The sequence below is a fragment of the Pseudomonas sp. Larv2_ips genome, from assembly GCF_963879675.1.
Taxonomy (GTDB): domain Bacteria; phylum Pseudomonadota; class Gammaproteobacteria; order Pseudomonadales; family Pseudomonadaceae; genus Aquipseudomonas.
Window position 1 is genome coordinate 650197 of sequence record NZ_CAWOAW010000027.1, and the last position, 14761, is coordinate 664957.

Genomic DNA, 14761 nt, shown 5'->3' on the forward strand with positions numbered 1-14761 from the left:
CTGAAAACCCTATTCCAGAGCCTTTTGCTGGGATATTTGATCGCTGCTTAAAGTGTGACCAAATATTGTAGGACAGTCATGTTTATGACCGTAGGGGCCCCTTTTGGCTCTAGGCGGCCCTTGGCAAAGCTGCTACTCTCGGCGCGCTTTGTGACTTCTCGGCCTGCTTGAAAGCGCCAGACTCACCTTAAAAAAACATACACCAATAATAATCGCATCAAATGCGATGATGAATTCGCGTCGCTGAGGAGTGGGCTTCCATGAACGAAGACTTTTGGAAGGATAAGTACCCCGCCGGGATTGCTGCAGACATCAATCCAGACGAGTATCCAAATATTCAGGCGGTACTGAAGCAGTCCTGCCAGCGCTTCGCCGACAAGCCGGCTTTCAGCAACCTGGGCAAAACAATCACCTACGGTGAACTGTACGAATTGTCCGGTGCTTTCGCCGCTTACCTGCAACAACATACCGACTTGAAGCCTGGCGATCGCATCGCCGTGCAACTGCCCAACGTCCTGCAATACCCGGTTGCCGTGTTCGGCGCCATCCGTGCCGGCCTGATCGTGGTCAACACCAACCCGCTGTATACCGCGCGGGAAATGGAACACCAATTTAATGACTCCGGGGCCAAGGCCCTGGTCTGCCTGGCGAACATGGCGCACCTGGCTGAAAAAGTCGTGCCCAAGACCGCCGTCAAACACGTGATCGTCACTGAAGTCGCCGACCTGTTGTCGCCGTTCAAGCGCCTGCTGATCAACAGCGTCATCAAGTACGTGAAGAAAATGGTCCCGGCCTATCACTTGCCCAAGGCGATCAAGTTCAACGACGTGCTGGCCAAGGGGCACGGCCAGGCGGTCAATGATGCCAGCCCGGCTAGCAGCGATGTTGCCGTGCTGCAATACACCGGCGGCACCACCGGCGTGGCCAAGGGCGCGATGCTCAGCCACCGCAACCTGGTCGCCAACATGCTGCAGTGCAAGGCGCTGATGGGCTCCAACCTCAATGAAGGTTGCGAAATCCTGATCACGCCGCTGCCGCTGTACCACATCTATGCCTTCACCTTTCATTGCATGGCGATGATGCTGATCGGCAACCACAACATCCTGATCAGCAACCCGCGCGACTTGCCGGCGATGGTCAAGGAACTGTCGAAGTGGAAGTTCAGCGGCTTTGTCGGCCTCAACACGTTGTTCGTGGCGCTGTGCAACAACGAAGGCTTTCGCAAGCTGGACTTCTCTGCGCTGAAAGTCACCCTGTCCGGCGGCATGGCCCTGCAACTGGCCGCGGCCGAGCGTTGGAAAGACGTGACCGGTTGCAACATCTGCGAAGGCTACGGCATGACCGAAACCAGCCCGGTGGCCACGGTCAATCCGATCCAGAACATCCAGATCGGCACCATCGGCATTCCGGTGCCTTCGACTGTGTGCAAAGTCATCACCGATGACGGCGTCGAGCTGGCCCTCGGTGAAATCGGCGAACTGTGCGTCAAGGGCCCGCAAGTGATGAAGGGCTACTGGCAGCGCGAAGATGCCACCGCCGAAATCCTCGACAGCGAAGGCTGGTTGAAGACCGGTGACATCGCGATCATCCAGCCTGACGGCTACATGCGCATCGTCGACCGCAAGAAAGACATGATTCTGGTCTCCGGCTTCAACGTCTACCCCAACGAATTGGAAGACGTGCTGGCAACCCTGCCCGGCGTGCTGCAGTGCGCGGCCATCGGCGTGCCGGATGAAAAATCCGGGGAGCACATCAAGATCTTCATCGTGGTCAAGCCCGGTGCCACCCTGACCAAAGATCAGGTGATGGAGCACATGCGCGCCAACGTCACCGGCTACAAGGTGCCCAAGGCCGTTGAGTTCCGTGATGCGTTGCCGACCACCAACGTGGGCAAAATCCTGCGGCGTGAATTGCGTGATGAAGAACTGAAGAAGCTGGGCCTGAAAAAGTAACCCAATAAAAAACCCCGCAATTGCGGGGTTTTTTTATGCCTGGATTGGAATGCAATCCAGATGCGGGAGCGGGCTTGCTCGCGAACGTGGCGGGTCAGTAACACATCCGGCGACTGACACACCGTGTTCGCGAGCAAGCCCGCTGCCACATGTTTGATCTGCGTCTTTACACCGCAAACTGCGCGAAGCTCACACCCGCACCTGCCGGGCGCACATCGGTGAGGAACGAATCCTTGTCCGCGCTCAGCTCCAGCGTGATCTCCGGGCTGCGCTTGCCTGCATTGCGCACTACCAGCCCTTCAAGTTTTTCACGCAAAAATGCTGTCGGCACCTTCAGGTGCAGCAACTGGTCGGACTCGGCGTTGTGCATCAACAAGTGAATCCACTCGTACTGGCCCACGGCAATACGGCCCACCGGCAGGTCGAACCACCAGATGTTGCGTTTGCGGTCCAGGTCGGTGAAGTGGCAGTTGTTGAGGCCGAGTACGGCACCGCCCAGTTCCTGGTTTCTGCGGGCGATAGCCTGTGCTTTATTGAGTTTCATAACCTTCCTACGGGATCTGTTATTCAGCGTTATAGCCTGAATGTGCGGGGCATTCTCGTGGGTTGGCTGCAAAACATAAAGCCAAACCTGCAAGCGGCGATGAAATGCCCGTCGAAAAATAATTGAAACTCTGCCGAACAGCCTCGGGTCAATCTCTACGTAATGACCAAAAACCTCGATTGTTCCAGGAGAAATACCATGAGCAGCACATCGGATAAGGCAAAAGGTTTGGCTAACGAAGCCGTCGGCAACGTCAAGCAAGGTGTTGGCAAAGTGACTGGCAACGACAAGCTGCGCGCCGAAGGCGTGGTTCAGGAAAAGAAAGGCGAAGTGCAGAAAGCGGTGGGCGATACCAAAGACGCGGTAAAAAAAGCTACCAAGTAAGTCTGAATCGTTGGCTGTATGCGTGCAGCCCGACGGCCATCCACGGATGGCCGTTTTTATGTCAGATGCTGCAACTAAAATCTGGTAATTGTTTCAAAGTCGCCAAGTAGGCTACTTTTGATGTAGAAAACGGCCCCTGAGTCGCCCACGACCTCACCCTTTTGCGGCGAAAGGAGACGCTATGATTTTTCCGGTATTACAAGGTTTACCCCTGCATAAGGTGCTGGTGCGCACCGTCAAGGAATTCGTCGATGACGAAATGCCCACCTATGCCTCGGCACTGGCCTACCAGATGCTGTTCTCATTGTTTCCCTTCCTGCTGTTCCTCATCGCCCTGATTGGTTTCCTGCACCTGCCGGACTTCTTCACCTGGCTGCGCATGCAATCGGAACTGGTGCTGCCGCCCCAGGCGCTGGAGCAGGTCAACCCGGTGATCGACCAGTTGCAGCAGTCCAAAGGTGGCTTGCTCTCCGTTGGTATCGTGATCGCCCTGTGGACTGCCTCCGCCGGTGTACGGCTGATGATGAGCGCGATGAACGCTGCCTACGATGTGGTCGAAGGCCGTCCGATCTGGAAGCGCTTCCCGCTCTCGGTGTTCTACACCGTCGGCATCGCCGGCATGCTGCTTGCCGCCGCCGCCTTGATGGTGCTTGGCCCGCAGGTGATGGAGTGGCTCGCCGGGCAGATCGGCATGCAGGAATTCGTGGTGACTTTGTGGACTATCCTGCGCTGGCCGCTGATCGTGATTCTGCTGATGTTTGCCGTGGCCCTCATGTATTACGTGATGCCCGATGTGGAGCAGAAATTCCGCTTCATCACGCCCGGCTCGGTGCTCGCCGTAGTGGTGTGGATCGTTGCTTCCCTGGGCTTTGGCTATTACGTCAAAACCTTCGCCGACTACAACGCCATGTATGGCAGTATCGGTGCGATCATCGTCCTGCTTCTGTACTTCTATATTTCCGCCGCGGTGCTGCTGCTGGGCGCGGAGATGAATGCCGTGATCGAACACATGTCGGCTGAAGGCAAGGACCCGGGAGAAAAGGAGTTCGATGAACCCGCCGAAGAAGTTTCTGACACGGATGAAAAACAGCACGTCTCAGGCCTAGGCCGGGACCACTCCAAGCCCACACCCATTGAGCCTGATCGATGATCCGTGAAATCCTGAAAATGGGCGATGAGCGCCTGCTGCGTATTGCACCGCCGGTTCCGCCGGAAATGTTCGACAGCCCCGAGCTTTGGCAGTTGATTGACGACATGTTCCAGACCATGGAACACGTCGGCGGCGTTGGCCTGGCCGCACCGCAGATCGGCGTCGATCTGCAACTGGTGATCTTTGGTTTTGAAGCCAGCGAGCGATACCCGGATGCGCCGCCGGTGCCGCAGACCATCCTGATCAACCCGTTGATCACACCGCTCAGCCCGGTGGTGGAAGAGGGCTATGAAGGTTGCCTGTCCGTGCCCGGCCTGCGTGGCGCGGTAGACCGTTATCAGCAGATTCGCTACGAGGGTTTCGACCCCAAAGGCGAGCCGATCACGCGCATCGCCGAGGGTTTCCATGCGCGCGTGGTGCAGCATGAATGCGATCACCTGATCGGCCGGTTGTACCCCTCGCGGATTACCGACTTCAGCAAGTTCGGGTTTATCGAAGTGATGTTTCCAGACATGGATCCGAACGCTGACGAATAGCTTTCAGGCCCAATGAGATCCAAATGTGGGAGCGGGCTTGCTCGCGAAAGCGGTGTATCAGTGACTTGTCCTGTGACTGATACTCCACATTCGCGAGCAAGCCCGCTCCCACATGTGCATTGCATTTCAAAGCGGGTTATTTGGCCAGTTTCACAAACCGCAACGTCATCCGATCCGACTCACCAATCGCCACATACCTGGCCTTGTCCTGCTCACCCAACTTCAATGCCGGCGGCAAGGTCCATACGCCACCGGGGTAATCCTTGGTGTCCTTCGGGTTGGCATTCACCTCACTCTGTCCCGCCAGCTTGAACCCGGCGTCCGTTGCCAGCTTCACCACCTGCGCGGTGGTCAGGTAACCACTGTCCTTGATCGCTTCCAGATCCGCCCCATCCTTGGCCCGATGATCTTCCACGCCCAGCACCCCACCGGGCTTGAGCACCGTGTAGAACGCGCTGAAGGTGGCCGGCGCGGTGCCCGCGTCAACCCAGTTATGCACATTGCGAAAGGTCAGTACGGCATCGGCCGACGCAGGCTTGCCGAACACCGGCGCCTTGGGGTCGAATTCGACAACCTCGGCCTTGGCATAACGCGCAGGGTCGGCGGCGAATTTCTTTTTCAGGTTCTGTTCGGACGTCGCGGCGTAAGCACTGCTGCTCGCAGCCTGCACGGCGGCGACGTAATGCCCATGGTCCTTGAGCAACGGTGCCAGCACCTCGCTGTACCAGCCGCCGCCCGGGGTGATTTCGATCACCGTCTGCTTGGCGCCCAGGCCGAAGAATTCCAACGTTTGCTGCGGATGGCGATAAACATCGCGCGCGCTGTTGGCCGGGTCGCGCCAGCTGCCGGCAAGCACGCTGGCGTACTGCGCGGCGGTAATCGGTGCGTCGGCTGCCTGGCTGAGCGTTGGAACGAGGAGGGCGGTGAGGGACAGAGCTGCAAGCGTCGTTTTCATGATCATCCTGTAAGGGGCCACTGTGCCGTCGAGGCTAGCATGGGCCCTCTACCGGGCGATCACACATTATCCGAGGTGCACCTCACCCTTGGTTATAAGCCCCATGGCGATCATTGGTTTATTGCGTTTGTAGCGCACCAGACGCTCGCTGAGCGATTGTGGCAGCACCGTGTCCTGAGTGAAGCCCATACGCCGGTACAGACCTTCCAGATCCGGATGGCACAGCAGCCACACTGTGCCTTCCACTTCGGCCACAGCCTGCAGAATCAGCCGCGCCGCCAACCCGTTGCCGCGATACGCGGGGTCCACAAACACCCCCGTCAGCCACTGCCCACCCAGCACCGGGCTCAGGCACAACCCGGCCACGATCTCGCTGTCGCGCGCCACCCATAAACGCCCGCCTTTGATGGCTTTCATCGACGAGTCGTGGCTACGGTAAAACTTGTTGAGCAGCGGCCACAGCGGCGCTGCCAGCGGTTCGAGGTGCAGTTCGGGCATGGTCTTCAAGCGAGCAATATCAAGGGTCGGGGATTATAAGCGCCTTCTGCCCGGCAATAGGTGGTATACCCACTGTTACATCCCCTTCAGTTGAGCATGCATCATGGCCAAAGGTATGGATTCAAAGAAAGCCGCGAAGAAGAAACCGGCAAAAACCGCCGATGAAAAACGCGCCGACAAGAAAGCCAAGAAGTCCGACACAGGCCTGTTCGGTCACTGAGTTACAAGCTTAGAACCAAACGGTCTGCAAGATTTTCAAGCCTCAATGCACAGAGCAGGAAACACCTGCTCTGAGCTGCCGATGGCCAACTACCTTGATCTGACCCAGCGCCGGGAAATCGAAGCCCTGGTGCACCGTTTTACCGCCCGAACCGAATGGCCGACCTGGCTGTTGCTGATCGGCGTGTACACCGGCTGGTTCGCCGTGATGCTCGCCAGTCAATGGCTGGGCCTGTGGCTGAGCACCTTGCTGCTGATTCCGTTGGTGACGCTGTGGCTGTCGGTGCAGCACGAATTGCTCCACGGCCATCCCACCCGCTCGCTTCTTGTGAACAAACTGCTCGGCTATGCGCCTTTTGCCGTGTGGTATCCCTATACGCTGTACCGCGAAAGCCATTTGTTGCACCACAACGATGAAGACCTGACGCTGCCGGGCATCGACCCGGAAAGCCGCTACCTCAACCAATCCCAATGGGACAACAGCTCGTTGTTCAAACGCAGCGTGCATTGGCTGACCAAAACCGTGCTCGGCCGTTTCCTGCTCGCGGCGCCGTTGGCAATTGGCCGACTGGCGCGTCATGAGTTTCAACGCTTGCCCCACGTGTGGCCGATGTGGCTGGCCCACGGCGCCGTGACCCTATTGATGCTGAGCTTCATTGCCCACTGCAGCGCACTGCCGGTGTGGCACTACCTGCTGCTGGTCAGCGTGCCGGCCTTGTCCCTGGCGTCGATCCGTTCCTACTATGAGCACCGTCCACACCTGCAGCCGGAACAGCGCACCGTCCTCAACGAAGCGGCCTGGCCCTGGACCTGGCTGTTCCTCAACAACAACCTGCACCTGGTGCACCATGACTTGCCGAAACTGCCCTGGTACTTGCTGCCCACCGTCTACCACGCCCGCCGCGAACAATGGGTGGCGCGCAGCGGCGGGTTTGTGGTGCAGGGCTACGGCCAATTGATCAGCCGCCACGGCCTCAAGGCCATCGACAGCCCCCGGCACCCTTTTGCCTGAGAGACGCCCATGAGTGATCACTACGCCGAACTGCTGATGTACGTCGCCCCCGAAGCGGTGCAGCGCGCCAACCAGCAGTGGTTGGCGCGGATAGTCGAGCGTCTGAACCTGAGCCGCCGCAACGCCGACCACCTCGACCTGCACGGCCTGTGGCTGGCGCCCGAACTGCTCGTCACGCAAACCTGCGGCTATCCGCTGATGACCCAACTGCGCGGCCAGGTGCGCGTGATCGGTCGCCCACGCTACGAGTTGGCCCACAGCAGCCAGGGCGAACATTGCAGCCTGCTGCTGGCCCGCGACGACGACACGCGCACCGCACTGGCGGACTTCTACCTCAGCCGTGGCGTGATCAATGGCCATGACTCCAACAGCGGCATGAACCTGCTGCGCGAACGCCTCGCGCCGTTGCAGCGCGGCGGTCGTTTCTTTGCCAGCGTCGGCATCAGCGGCGCCCACCGTGAAAGCCTGCGCTGGCTGCGCGAAAACCTTGCCGACCTCGCCGCCATCGACAGCGTCACCTACGACTACCTGGCGCGTTTCGCCCCGCAGGAAGTGGCGGGGCTGCGCATCGTCACCCACAGCGCGCCGAGCCCGACCTTGCCTTACATCGGGCCGCTTAGGCTGAGCGATGAGCACGTGGCGCAGATCCGCGAGGCAATGAACCTGGCGTTGCAGGATTTGCCGCAGGTGGTCGACACGCTGGGTATCCAGCAAGTGCTGCCCGCGCGCGAAGACGACTACCGCGTGCTGTTGGATTACCAGCAACAGGCGGTCAACGCGGGTTATGCGAAGCTTCAATAAGGTTATATAAAAATACCTTTTAAATATTATTAAAGAATAAGCCGCCTTGCTAGGATCGCTCCACCGGAACACCGGACATAACGCGCAACCTACTCAGATGGAGCCACTATGTCCGGCGCCGACACTTCTCACAGCGATTACGTGGGCGGATTGTTCCGCAGTCATTACGACTGGCTGTGCAGCCGTTTGCACCGCCATCTCGACTCGCGTGCCCACGCCGAAGACATCGCCGCCGACACCTTCGTCCAACTGCTGAGTTCGCCAGGCGTGGTGCCGATACGCCAGCCCCGCGCCTTGCTCACCACCATTGCCCAGCGCCTGATGTACCAGCTGTGGCGCCGGCGGGATCTGGAGCGCGCTTATCTCGATGCCCTGGACAACGACGAAACCTGCACCGCACCTTCTCCCGAAGACCTGGCGCACATGCTCGAAGCCTTGCAGGCCATCGACCAGTTGCTCGACGGCTTGCCGGCCAAGGTCAAGGCGACCTTCCTGCTGTCGCAACTCAATGGCCTGACCTACCCCGAGATTGCCGCTGAACTGGGGATTTCCCAACGCTCGGTCAGCGACTACATGGCCCGCGCGCTCAACCGTTGCCTGCGGCTGTGCCTGGAATGAACGACGCCTTGATCGACAGCGCCACGCGCTGGTACGTGCTGCTGCGTTCGGGCGAGGCCACGGCGGCGGACTGGCAACGCTATCACCACTGGCGCGCAGCCGACCCGCGGCATGACGCGTTGTGCCGGCAACTGGAAACGCGCCTTGGCGTGTTTCAGGTTGCGCAAGCGCAGGGCGTAAGCGGCAAGGTTCTGCAGCAAGCGCTGGATGCGCCTTCCAGCCGCCGCCATGTCTTGCAGGTCGCATTGGCGGGTGCAGGCGTGGCCATGGGCGCTGCGCTGTTGAGCAAACCCATGGGGTTAGCGGACCTGACTGCGGACATCCGCACCGGCACCGGTGAACGTCGCACCGTCACCCTGGCCGATGGCAGCGAGTTGTTGCTCAACGCGCAAAGCGCGGCGGATATCCAGTTCGACCCGCAGCGGCGCCTGGTGCGCCTGCGCGAAGGCGAGTTGCTGGCCAGGGTCGCCAGCGACCGCAACCGCCCGTTTCTGATTCAGACCGAGCAGGCGCAGGTGCGCGCCTACGGCAATCGCTTTGTGTTGCGCGAGCGGCAAGGGCAGGGCCAGGTCGTGGCGCTCGATGGCGCGCTGGAAATCGACCGCCAGAGCGGCGAACGCCTGCAACTCGCCGCCGGCCATGAAGTGCATTTCGACCGCGCCGGCTTCGGCCCGGTGCAGGTCAGTTCGGCCGGCGCCACGGCGTGGATCGACGGCTTCCTGCAAGTGCGTGACCGTCCGCTGGCCGAAGTCATCGACGCGTTGCGGCCCTACCACACTGGCGTGTTGCGCCTGGACCCGTCAGTCGCCGGCTTGCGCGTCAGTGGCCTTTATCGGCTGGACAACCCGCAGCAAATCCTCGACACCCTGGCGCGCACCTTGCCGATCCACATCACCCGCCGCACCGGGTTGTGGGTGACCGTCAATGCGGCCTGACGGACTTGCTCGGCCAATGTGGGAGCTGGCTTGCCAGCGATGGCATCACCTGGTTGTGGCTGATGGACCCAGTCGCCTGCATCGCAGGCAAGCCAGCTCCCACAGGGGTGAGGTTTTCACTTCGCGGGTGGGTTCTATCGACATAACCAAACGATCTGCAAGTTTTGCCCCCGCCATCCCACATCACTCCCGTAAGCGCTGCGGAGAGCAGCGTTCTCGAGTTTCCTTGGGGGGAGCCAAAGTGAGTCAGTTCAACCGTGTGCCGCTTCGAACCTTTGCCCTGGTGCCGTTGGCCAGCCTGTTTCTGTCATTTGCCGCCAGTGCCGAAGAGGCGCGTCAGGTCTACCACATCGCCCCCGGCCCGCTGGATGAAGTGCTGTTGAACATCAGTCGCCAGAGCGGCCAGGTGATTTCCTTCACGCCACAACTGGGCAATTATTCCTCGGCCACGGTCGACGGTTCGCTGTCAGCGCACCAGGCGGTGGACGCCGCGCTCAAGGGCACCGGCCTGCAAGTGCAGGTGAGCCCGGACGGTGCGTTCATCATCAAGGAAGGCGCAGCCAAAAACGCGACCAGCAGCGTCAAGGCGCAGACCAGCGCCGCGCAGGCGCCGACCCTCGACCGCGTGGTCGCCATCGGCACGCGGCGCAGCAATGCCACCGCCCTGACCAGCAGCGCGCCGGTGGATGTGATCAACGCCGAAGAACTCAAGCAGACCGGCGCCACCAGCCTTAACCAAGCGCTGTTCCAACTGCTGCCGTCGTTCAACTTTCCGCAGAACAACAGCGCCACCCGCGGGCAAGACCCCAAGGGCGCTTCCTTGCGTGGCCTGTCGCCTGACCAGACCTTGGTGCTGATCAACGGCAAGCGCCGGCACACCTCGGCAGTGGTGAATATTTCCGGCGGCGTGCCGTTCATTGGCGCCCAGCCGGTGGACCTGGACATGATCCCCATCAGCGCCATCGACCACGTCGAAGTGCTGCGTGATGGCGCTTCGGCGCAGTACGGTTCCGACGCGGTGGCCGGGGTGGTCAACATCGTGCTCAAGGAGCGCGACAGCGGTGGCGGCATCAACACGCAACTGGGCAAATACGCCCAGGGCGATGGCTTCAGCAAAACCACCGACGGCTGGTACGGCATCGGCCTGCCGGGCGATGGCTTCCTGACCCTGAGCTTCAACACGCTGAACAACAAGCCCGACGACATTGGCGACAAGTACATCGCCGACGGTCAGGTGCAAGACCCACGCTGGGGCGGCGCCGGGCGTGACAAATACAACCTGGCGGCCAACGCCGAGATCGGCCTGAACGACCAATGGCGCGTCTACAGCTTCGCCACCTTCGGCCAGGACACCTCGGTGAACAACACGCCGCCGCTGTTGGCCAGCAGCCCGAACAACGTTGCCTCGATCTACCCCGGCGGCACGATTCCCAAGTACCGCTATCGCTACGAAGACGGCGCCATCACCGTGGGCACGCGTTATGAAGACGACAGCATCGGCCGCTTCGACCTGAGCGCCACCTATGGCCGCGACGAGCACGACGAGTTGGCCTTCAACACGGTCAACCCGAGCTACGGCGCCAACAGCCCGACCAAGTTCAACGTCGCCACGCTGGTCAACGACCAGACCAACATCACCCTGGACTACGCCAAGGACCTGGACGTGAACTGGTCCAGCCACCCGCTGACTGTCTCCGGCGGAGTGGCGTATCGGCATGAGCAATATCGCCTCGAAGCCGGCGACTACGATTCCTATTCCTACGGCGGCATCGATGGCGTACAGGTTGGCGCGGTACAAGCCTCGGGCCTGACCCCGGAAGACGCCGGCACGTTTAAACGGGACGTAGGCGGCGTGTATTTCGGCCTCGAAAACCAGGTTACCGACAAGCTGCAAGTCGGTGTCGCCGGGCGCACCGAGCACTACTCAGACTTCGGCTCGGCCACCACCGGCAAGCTCTCGGCGCGTTATGACTTCACCCCGCAAGTGGGCGTGCGCGCCACGGTCAACAATGCTTACCACGCGCCGAGCCTGGGGCAGATCGGCACCTCGTGGACCACCACCACCAACCTGGACGCCAACGGCAACCCGGTGCTGACGCGCATGCTGCCGGCCGACAACCCGGCGGCCCGTGCCCTTGGCGCGCAACCGCTCAAACCTGAGAAATCGACCAACTACTCGTTGGGCCTGGTGCTGCGACCGGCAGAAAATGCCTCGCTCACCATCGACGCCTATCAAATCTCGATTCGCGACCGCTTGCTGTTCAGCGGCGGCATCTCCGGGCCACTGGCCGAGCAGATCCTCACCAATGCCGGTTACGGCCAGTACTCTTGGGCGCAGTTCATGACCAACGCTGCCGACACCCGCACGCGCGGCGTCGACATCGTCGGCAAGTACAACCTGGACCTCGCGCAGTTCGGCAACCTGGCCCTGTCCGCCGGCTACACCAAGGCGCGCACCACCATCGAGAAAGTCCACGAAAACCCCAACGGCTTTGAAGTGCTGACCCGCGAAGCCCGTGGCTTTATCGAACACGGCTACCCCGAAGACAAACTGGTGTTCGGCGCGGTGCACACGCTCAACCAATGGACCATCGCCCTCAACCAAACCCGCTACGGCAAATACCGCAAATACGCGGCCAGCGAGACCAACGCGCAGTACGACCAGGTTTTCAGTGCGCAATGGAGCACCGACCTCGACGTCAACTACGCGTTCACCAAGCAACTGCGCGTGTCGGTGGGCGTGAACAACCTGTTCGACAGCAAGCCCGATGACTTCAACAGCCGCCTGCGCCAGACGCCGGGCCAGCAATACAGCTACCTGTCACCGACCGCGCCGGAAGGAGCGTTTTACTACACCCGGCTCAGTTATGACTTTTAACCCACTGCACTAGCACACCGATCAAGTGTGGGAGCTGGCTTGCCCGCGATAGCGATGTTGAAGCCACCACCGCCTTCGCAGGCAAGCCAGCTCCCACATTGACCATGCCCACTGTGAATACGTTGTGAATCGAATCTCCAAGAGGCTACTCATGAGAACACTAAAAAACCTGCTCGGTGGCTCGCTATTGGCACTGACCGTCCTGGCCCAGCCGGCCCACGCTGCCGATGCCGTCAAACCGATTCACTTCGGTGACATCACCTGGGAAAGCGGCAGCCTGATCACCGAAGTGCTGCGCCTGATCGTCGAGAAAGGCTACGGCCTGCCGACCGACACCTTGCCCGGCAGCACCGTGAGCCTGGAAGCCGCGCTGGCCAAGGACGACATCCAAGTGATCGGCGAAGAATGGGCAGGGCGCAGTCCGGCGTGGGTCAAGGCTGAAGGCGAAGGCAAAGTGTTCGGCCTGGGCGACACGGTCAAAGGCGCCACCGAAGGCTGGTGGGTGCCGGAATACGTGATCAAGGGTGACGCCGAGCGCGGCATCAAACCCCTGGCCCCGGACCTCAAGTCGGTGGCCGACCTGTCGCGCTACAAGGACGTGTTCCGCGACCCCGAAGACCCCAGCAAAGGCCGCTTTCTCAACAGCCCCACCGGCTGGACCTCGGAAATCGTCAACAGCCAGAAGCTCAAGGCGTATGGCCTGACCGACACCTTCGTCAACTTCCGTACCGGCTCCGGCGCGGCGCTGGATGCCGAAGTGGCGTCGTCGATCCGCCGTGGCAAACCGGTGTTGTTCTACTACTGGTCGCCAACCCCGCTGCTCGGCCGCTTCAAGCTGATCAAACTGGAAGAACCGCCGTTCAACGCCGAGGCCTGGAAAACCCTGGCCGACGCCAACAACCCGCACCCCATTGGCACCCGTTCAATGCCGGCGCATCTGGCGATTGGCGTGTCGGCGCCGTTCAAGGCGCAGTACCCGCAACTGGTCACGTTCTTTGAAAAAGTCGACCTGCCGATTGACCTGCTCAACGGCATTCTTGCGCAGATGAGCGAGAAACGTGAACAGCCACGCCAGGTCGCGCTGGCATTCCTCAAAGCGCAGCCGAACGTCTGGCAGCAATGGGTGCCGGCGGATGTCGCGGCCAAGGTCAAGGGAGCCCTCTGATGCTCAAAGCCCTCGCTGTTGTTGTGCTTTCGCTGGTGGCCAGCCATGTGCTCGCCGCCGAACCTTCCACATTGCGCATCGGCTACCAGAAAAGCTCGGTGAGCATGGTGCTGGCCCGCGAGCACAAGTTGTTTGAAGACGCGCTGCCCGGCACCCAGGTGCAATGGATCGAATTCCTTGGCGGCCCGCCGCTGATCGAGGCACTGAACGGCGGCAGCCTGGACATCGGCAACATCGGCGACATCCCGCCGATCTTCGCCCAGGCCGCCGGCATTGATCTGCAGTACTTCGCCGTCGAGCCGAATGAGGGCAAGACCGAAGCAGTGTTGGTGCCCAAAGCCAGCCCGATCCAGCACGTGGCCGAACTCAAGGGCAAGCGCGTGGCGCTGCTCAAGGGTTCCAGCGCACACAACCTGTTCCTCAAGAGCCTGCTGCGCGCCGGTTTGCAGTGGAAGGATGTAGACGTGGTGTACCTGTCGCCGTCCGATGGCCGTGCCGCGTTTGAACAAGGCAAGGTCGACGCCTGGGTAGTGTGGGACCCGTACTACTCCGCGGCCGTGGTCGACGGCTCCGCGCGCGTGCTCGGCGATGGCCAAGGCCTCAACCCGGCGGGCAGTTTCTTTGTGGTCAGCAGCCCGTTTGCCAAACAGCACCCGCAAGCGGTCGGCACGATTATCAACACCCTGGCCAAGGCCCAGCGCCTGTCCCTGGACCAACCCGAGCAAAGCATTGCGCTGATGGCCAAGACCCTGGGCCTGCCACCGGCGGTGGTTAAAAGCTACTTCGAACACCGCTCACCCGCGCCGATTCGTCCGCTGGAAGCCGTCGACATCGCCAACCAGCAACGCACTGCCGACCTGTTCTTTGCCAACGGCCTGATCCCGAAGAAGGTCGATGTGCAGCAGATCGTGTTCAAGGCGCCTTGAATCCTGCGGCCAGCAAGGCTCCTGTGGTGAGCGGGCTTGGTGTGGGGGGCGGGCTTGGTATGGCGAGCAGGCTTGTTGTGGCGAGCGGGCTTGCCCCGCGTTGGGCTGCGCAGCAGCCCCAAAACCATTCACCGCAGTGTGTCAGGGGACGCGCGCAGGTTTGAAATGGGGCCGCTTCGCAGCCCAAC

At 61.0% G+C, this 14761-nt stretch carries 14 protein-coding genes; 11 read left to right on the top strand and 3 right to left on the bottom strand.

Annotated features, from left to right (window positions below):
* Positions 1-260: 260 nt before the first annotated feature.
* A complete protein-coding gene (fadD1, locus tag AACV02_RS20035; protein WP_106578451.1) occupies positions 261-1952 on the top strand; it encodes a long-chain-fatty-acid--CoA ligase FadD1 in 1692 nt (563 codons plus the stop codon).
* Positions 1953-2118: 166 nt separating this feature from the next.
* Here the strand turns inward: fadD1 and AACV02_RS20040 are convergent, their stop codons facing one another.
* Positions 2119-2496 (bottom strand): hypothetical protein, encoded by a 378-nt coding sequence (locus AACV02_RS20040; RefSeq protein WP_106578452.1) that lies wholly within the window; start codon positions 2494-2496, stop codon positions 2119-2121.
* Between the two features lie 198 nt (positions 2497-2694).
* Between AACV02_RS20040 and AACV02_RS20045 the strand changes: the two genes are divergently transcribed.
* The 3 genes from AACV02_RS20045 (at position 2695) to def (ending at position 4566) form a co-directional block, all read left to right on the top strand.
* On the top strand, positions 2695-2880 hold the full coding sequence (locus AACV02_RS20045) for a CsbD family protein (RefSeq protein ID WP_076015848.1): 186 nt from the start codon (positions 2695-2697) through the stop codon (positions 2878-2880).
* A gap of 181 nt (positions 2881-3061) precedes the next feature.
* Positions 3062-4030, top strand: coding sequence for a YihY/virulence factor BrkB family protein (locus AACV02_RS20050; RefSeq protein WP_119741488.1), 969 nt, complete (start codon positions 3062-3064; stop codon positions 4028-4030).
* A complete protein-coding gene (gene def, locus AACV02_RS20055) occupies positions 4027-4566 on the top strand; it encodes a peptide deformylase (RefSeq protein WP_106578454.1) in 540 nt (179 codons plus the stop codon). Before AACV02_RS20050 ends, def begins: the two co-directional genes overlap by 4 nt.
* Before the next feature lie 136 nt (positions 4567-4702).
* On the opposite strand, the gene AACV02_RS20060 is transcribed toward def, so the two are convergent.
* Both AACV02_RS20060 and AACV02_RS20065 read right to left on the bottom strand, forming a co-directional pair.
* Positions 4703-5521 (bottom strand): class I SAM-dependent methyltransferase, encoded by an 819-nt coding sequence (locus AACV02_RS20060; protein ID WP_119741490.1) that lies wholly within the window; start codon positions 5519-5521, stop codon positions 4703-4705.
* A gap of 66 nt (positions 5522-5587) precedes the next feature.
* Positions 5588-6019 (bottom strand): GNAT family N-acetyltransferase, encoded by a 432-nt coding sequence (locus AACV02_RS20065; protein WP_106578456.1) that lies wholly within the window; start codon positions 6017-6019, stop codon positions 5588-5590.
* 301 nt (positions 6020-6320) lie between these two features.
* On the opposite strand from AACV02_RS20065, the gene AACV02_RS20070 reads away from it, so the two are divergent.
* The 7 genes from AACV02_RS20070 to AACV02_RS20100 all read left to right on the top strand — a co-directional run bounded on the left by AACV02_RS20070 (position 6321) and on the right by AACV02_RS20100 (position 14573).
* A complete protein-coding gene (locus tag AACV02_RS20070; protein WP_106578457.1) occupies positions 6321-7250 on the top strand; it encodes a fatty acid desaturase in 930 nt (309 codons plus the stop codon).
* Between the two features lie 9 nt (positions 7251-7259).
* Positions 7260-8051, top strand: a complete 792-nt coding sequence (locus AACV02_RS20075; RefSeq protein WP_119741492.1) for a phosphate/phosphite/phosphonate ABC transporter substrate-binding protein — start codon at positions 7260-7262, stop codon at positions 8049-8051.
* Between the two features lie 108 nt (positions 8052-8159).
* Positions 8160-8669: a sigma-70 family RNA polymerase sigma factor gene (locus AACV02_RS20080; RefSeq protein WP_106578459.1), complete on the top strand. Its 510-nt coding sequence runs from the start codon at positions 8160-8162 to the stop codon at positions 8667-8669.
* Entirely contained in the window at positions 8666-9604 is a 939-nt protein-coding gene (locus tag AACV02_RS20085) for a FecR domain-containing protein (protein WP_119741494.1), read from the top strand. Before AACV02_RS20080 ends, AACV02_RS20085 begins: the two co-directional genes overlap by 4 nt.
* A 241-nt stretch (positions 9605-9845) precedes the next feature.
* Positions 9846-12482 (top strand): TonB-dependent receptor plug domain-containing protein, encoded by a 2637-nt coding sequence (locus AACV02_RS20090; protein ID WP_119741497.1) that lies wholly within the window; start codon positions 9846-9848, stop codon positions 12480-12482.
* A 151-nt stretch (positions 12483-12633) separates the two neighbouring features.
* Positions 12634-13647 carry an ABC transporter substrate-binding protein gene (locus AACV02_RS20095; RefSeq protein ID WP_119741499.1) on the top strand — a complete coding sequence of 338 codons (1014 nt, stop codon included), beginning with the start codon at positions 12634-12636 and terminating at the stop codon, positions 13645-13647.
* Positions 13647-14573 (top strand): aliphatic sulfonate ABC transporter substrate-binding protein, encoded by a 927-nt coding sequence (locus AACV02_RS20100; protein ID WP_119741501.1) that lies wholly within the window; start codon positions 13647-13649, stop codon positions 14571-14573. The genes AACV02_RS20095 and AACV02_RS20100 overlap by 1 nt, the downstream gene beginning before the upstream one ends.
* Positions 14574-14761: the final 188 nt, after the last annotated feature.

Coding starts and splice junctions, on each gene's coding strand:
- AACV02_RS20095 (WP_119741499.1), top strand. CDS start 12,634: ATGAGAACACTAAAAAACCTGCTCGGTGGCTCGCTATTGGCACTGACC.
- def (WP_106578454.1), top strand. CDS start 4,027: ATGATCCGTGAAATCCTGAAAATGGGCGATGAGCGCCTGCTGCGTATT.
- AACV02_RS20050 (WP_119741488.1), top strand. CDS start 3,062: ATGATTTTTCCGGTATTACAAGGTTTACCCCTGCATAAGGTGCTGGTG.
- fadD1 (WP_106578451.1), top strand. CDS start 261: ATGAACGAAGACTTTTGGAAGGATAAGTACCCCGCCGGGATTGCTGCA.
- AACV02_RS20060 (WP_119741490.1), bottom strand. CDS start 5,521: ATGAAAACGACGCTTGCAGCTCTGTCCCTCACCGCCCTCCTCGTTCCA.
- AACV02_RS20070 (WP_106578457.1), top strand. CDS start 6,321: ATGGCCAACTACCTTGATCTGACCCAGCGCCGGGAAATCGAAGCCCTG.
- AACV02_RS20065 (WP_106578456.1), bottom strand. CDS start 6,019: ATGCCCGAACTGCACCTCGAACCGCTGGCAGCGCCGCTGTGGCCGCTG.
- AACV02_RS20075 (WP_119741492.1), top strand. CDS start 7,260: ATGAGTGATCACTACGCCGAACTGCTGATGTACGTCGCCCCCGAAGCG.
- AACV02_RS20040 (WP_106578452.1), bottom strand. CDS start 2,496: ATGAAACTCAATAAAGCACAGGCTATCGCCCGCAGAAACCAGGAACTG.
- AACV02_RS20100 (WP_119741501.1), top strand. CDS start 13,647: ATGCTCAAAGCCCTCGCTGTTGTTGTGCTTTCGCTGGTGGCCAGCCAT.
- AACV02_RS20085 (WP_119741494.1), top strand. CDS start 8,666: ATGAACGACGCCTTGATCGACAGCGCCACGCGCTGGTACGTGCTGCTG.
- AACV02_RS20080 (WP_106578459.1), top strand. CDS start 8,160: ATGTCCGGCGCCGACACTTCTCACAGCGATTACGTGGGCGGATTGTTC.
- AACV02_RS20045 (WP_076015848.1), top strand. CDS start 2,695: ATGAGCAGCACATCGGATAAGGCAAAAGGTTTGGCTAACGAAGCCGTC.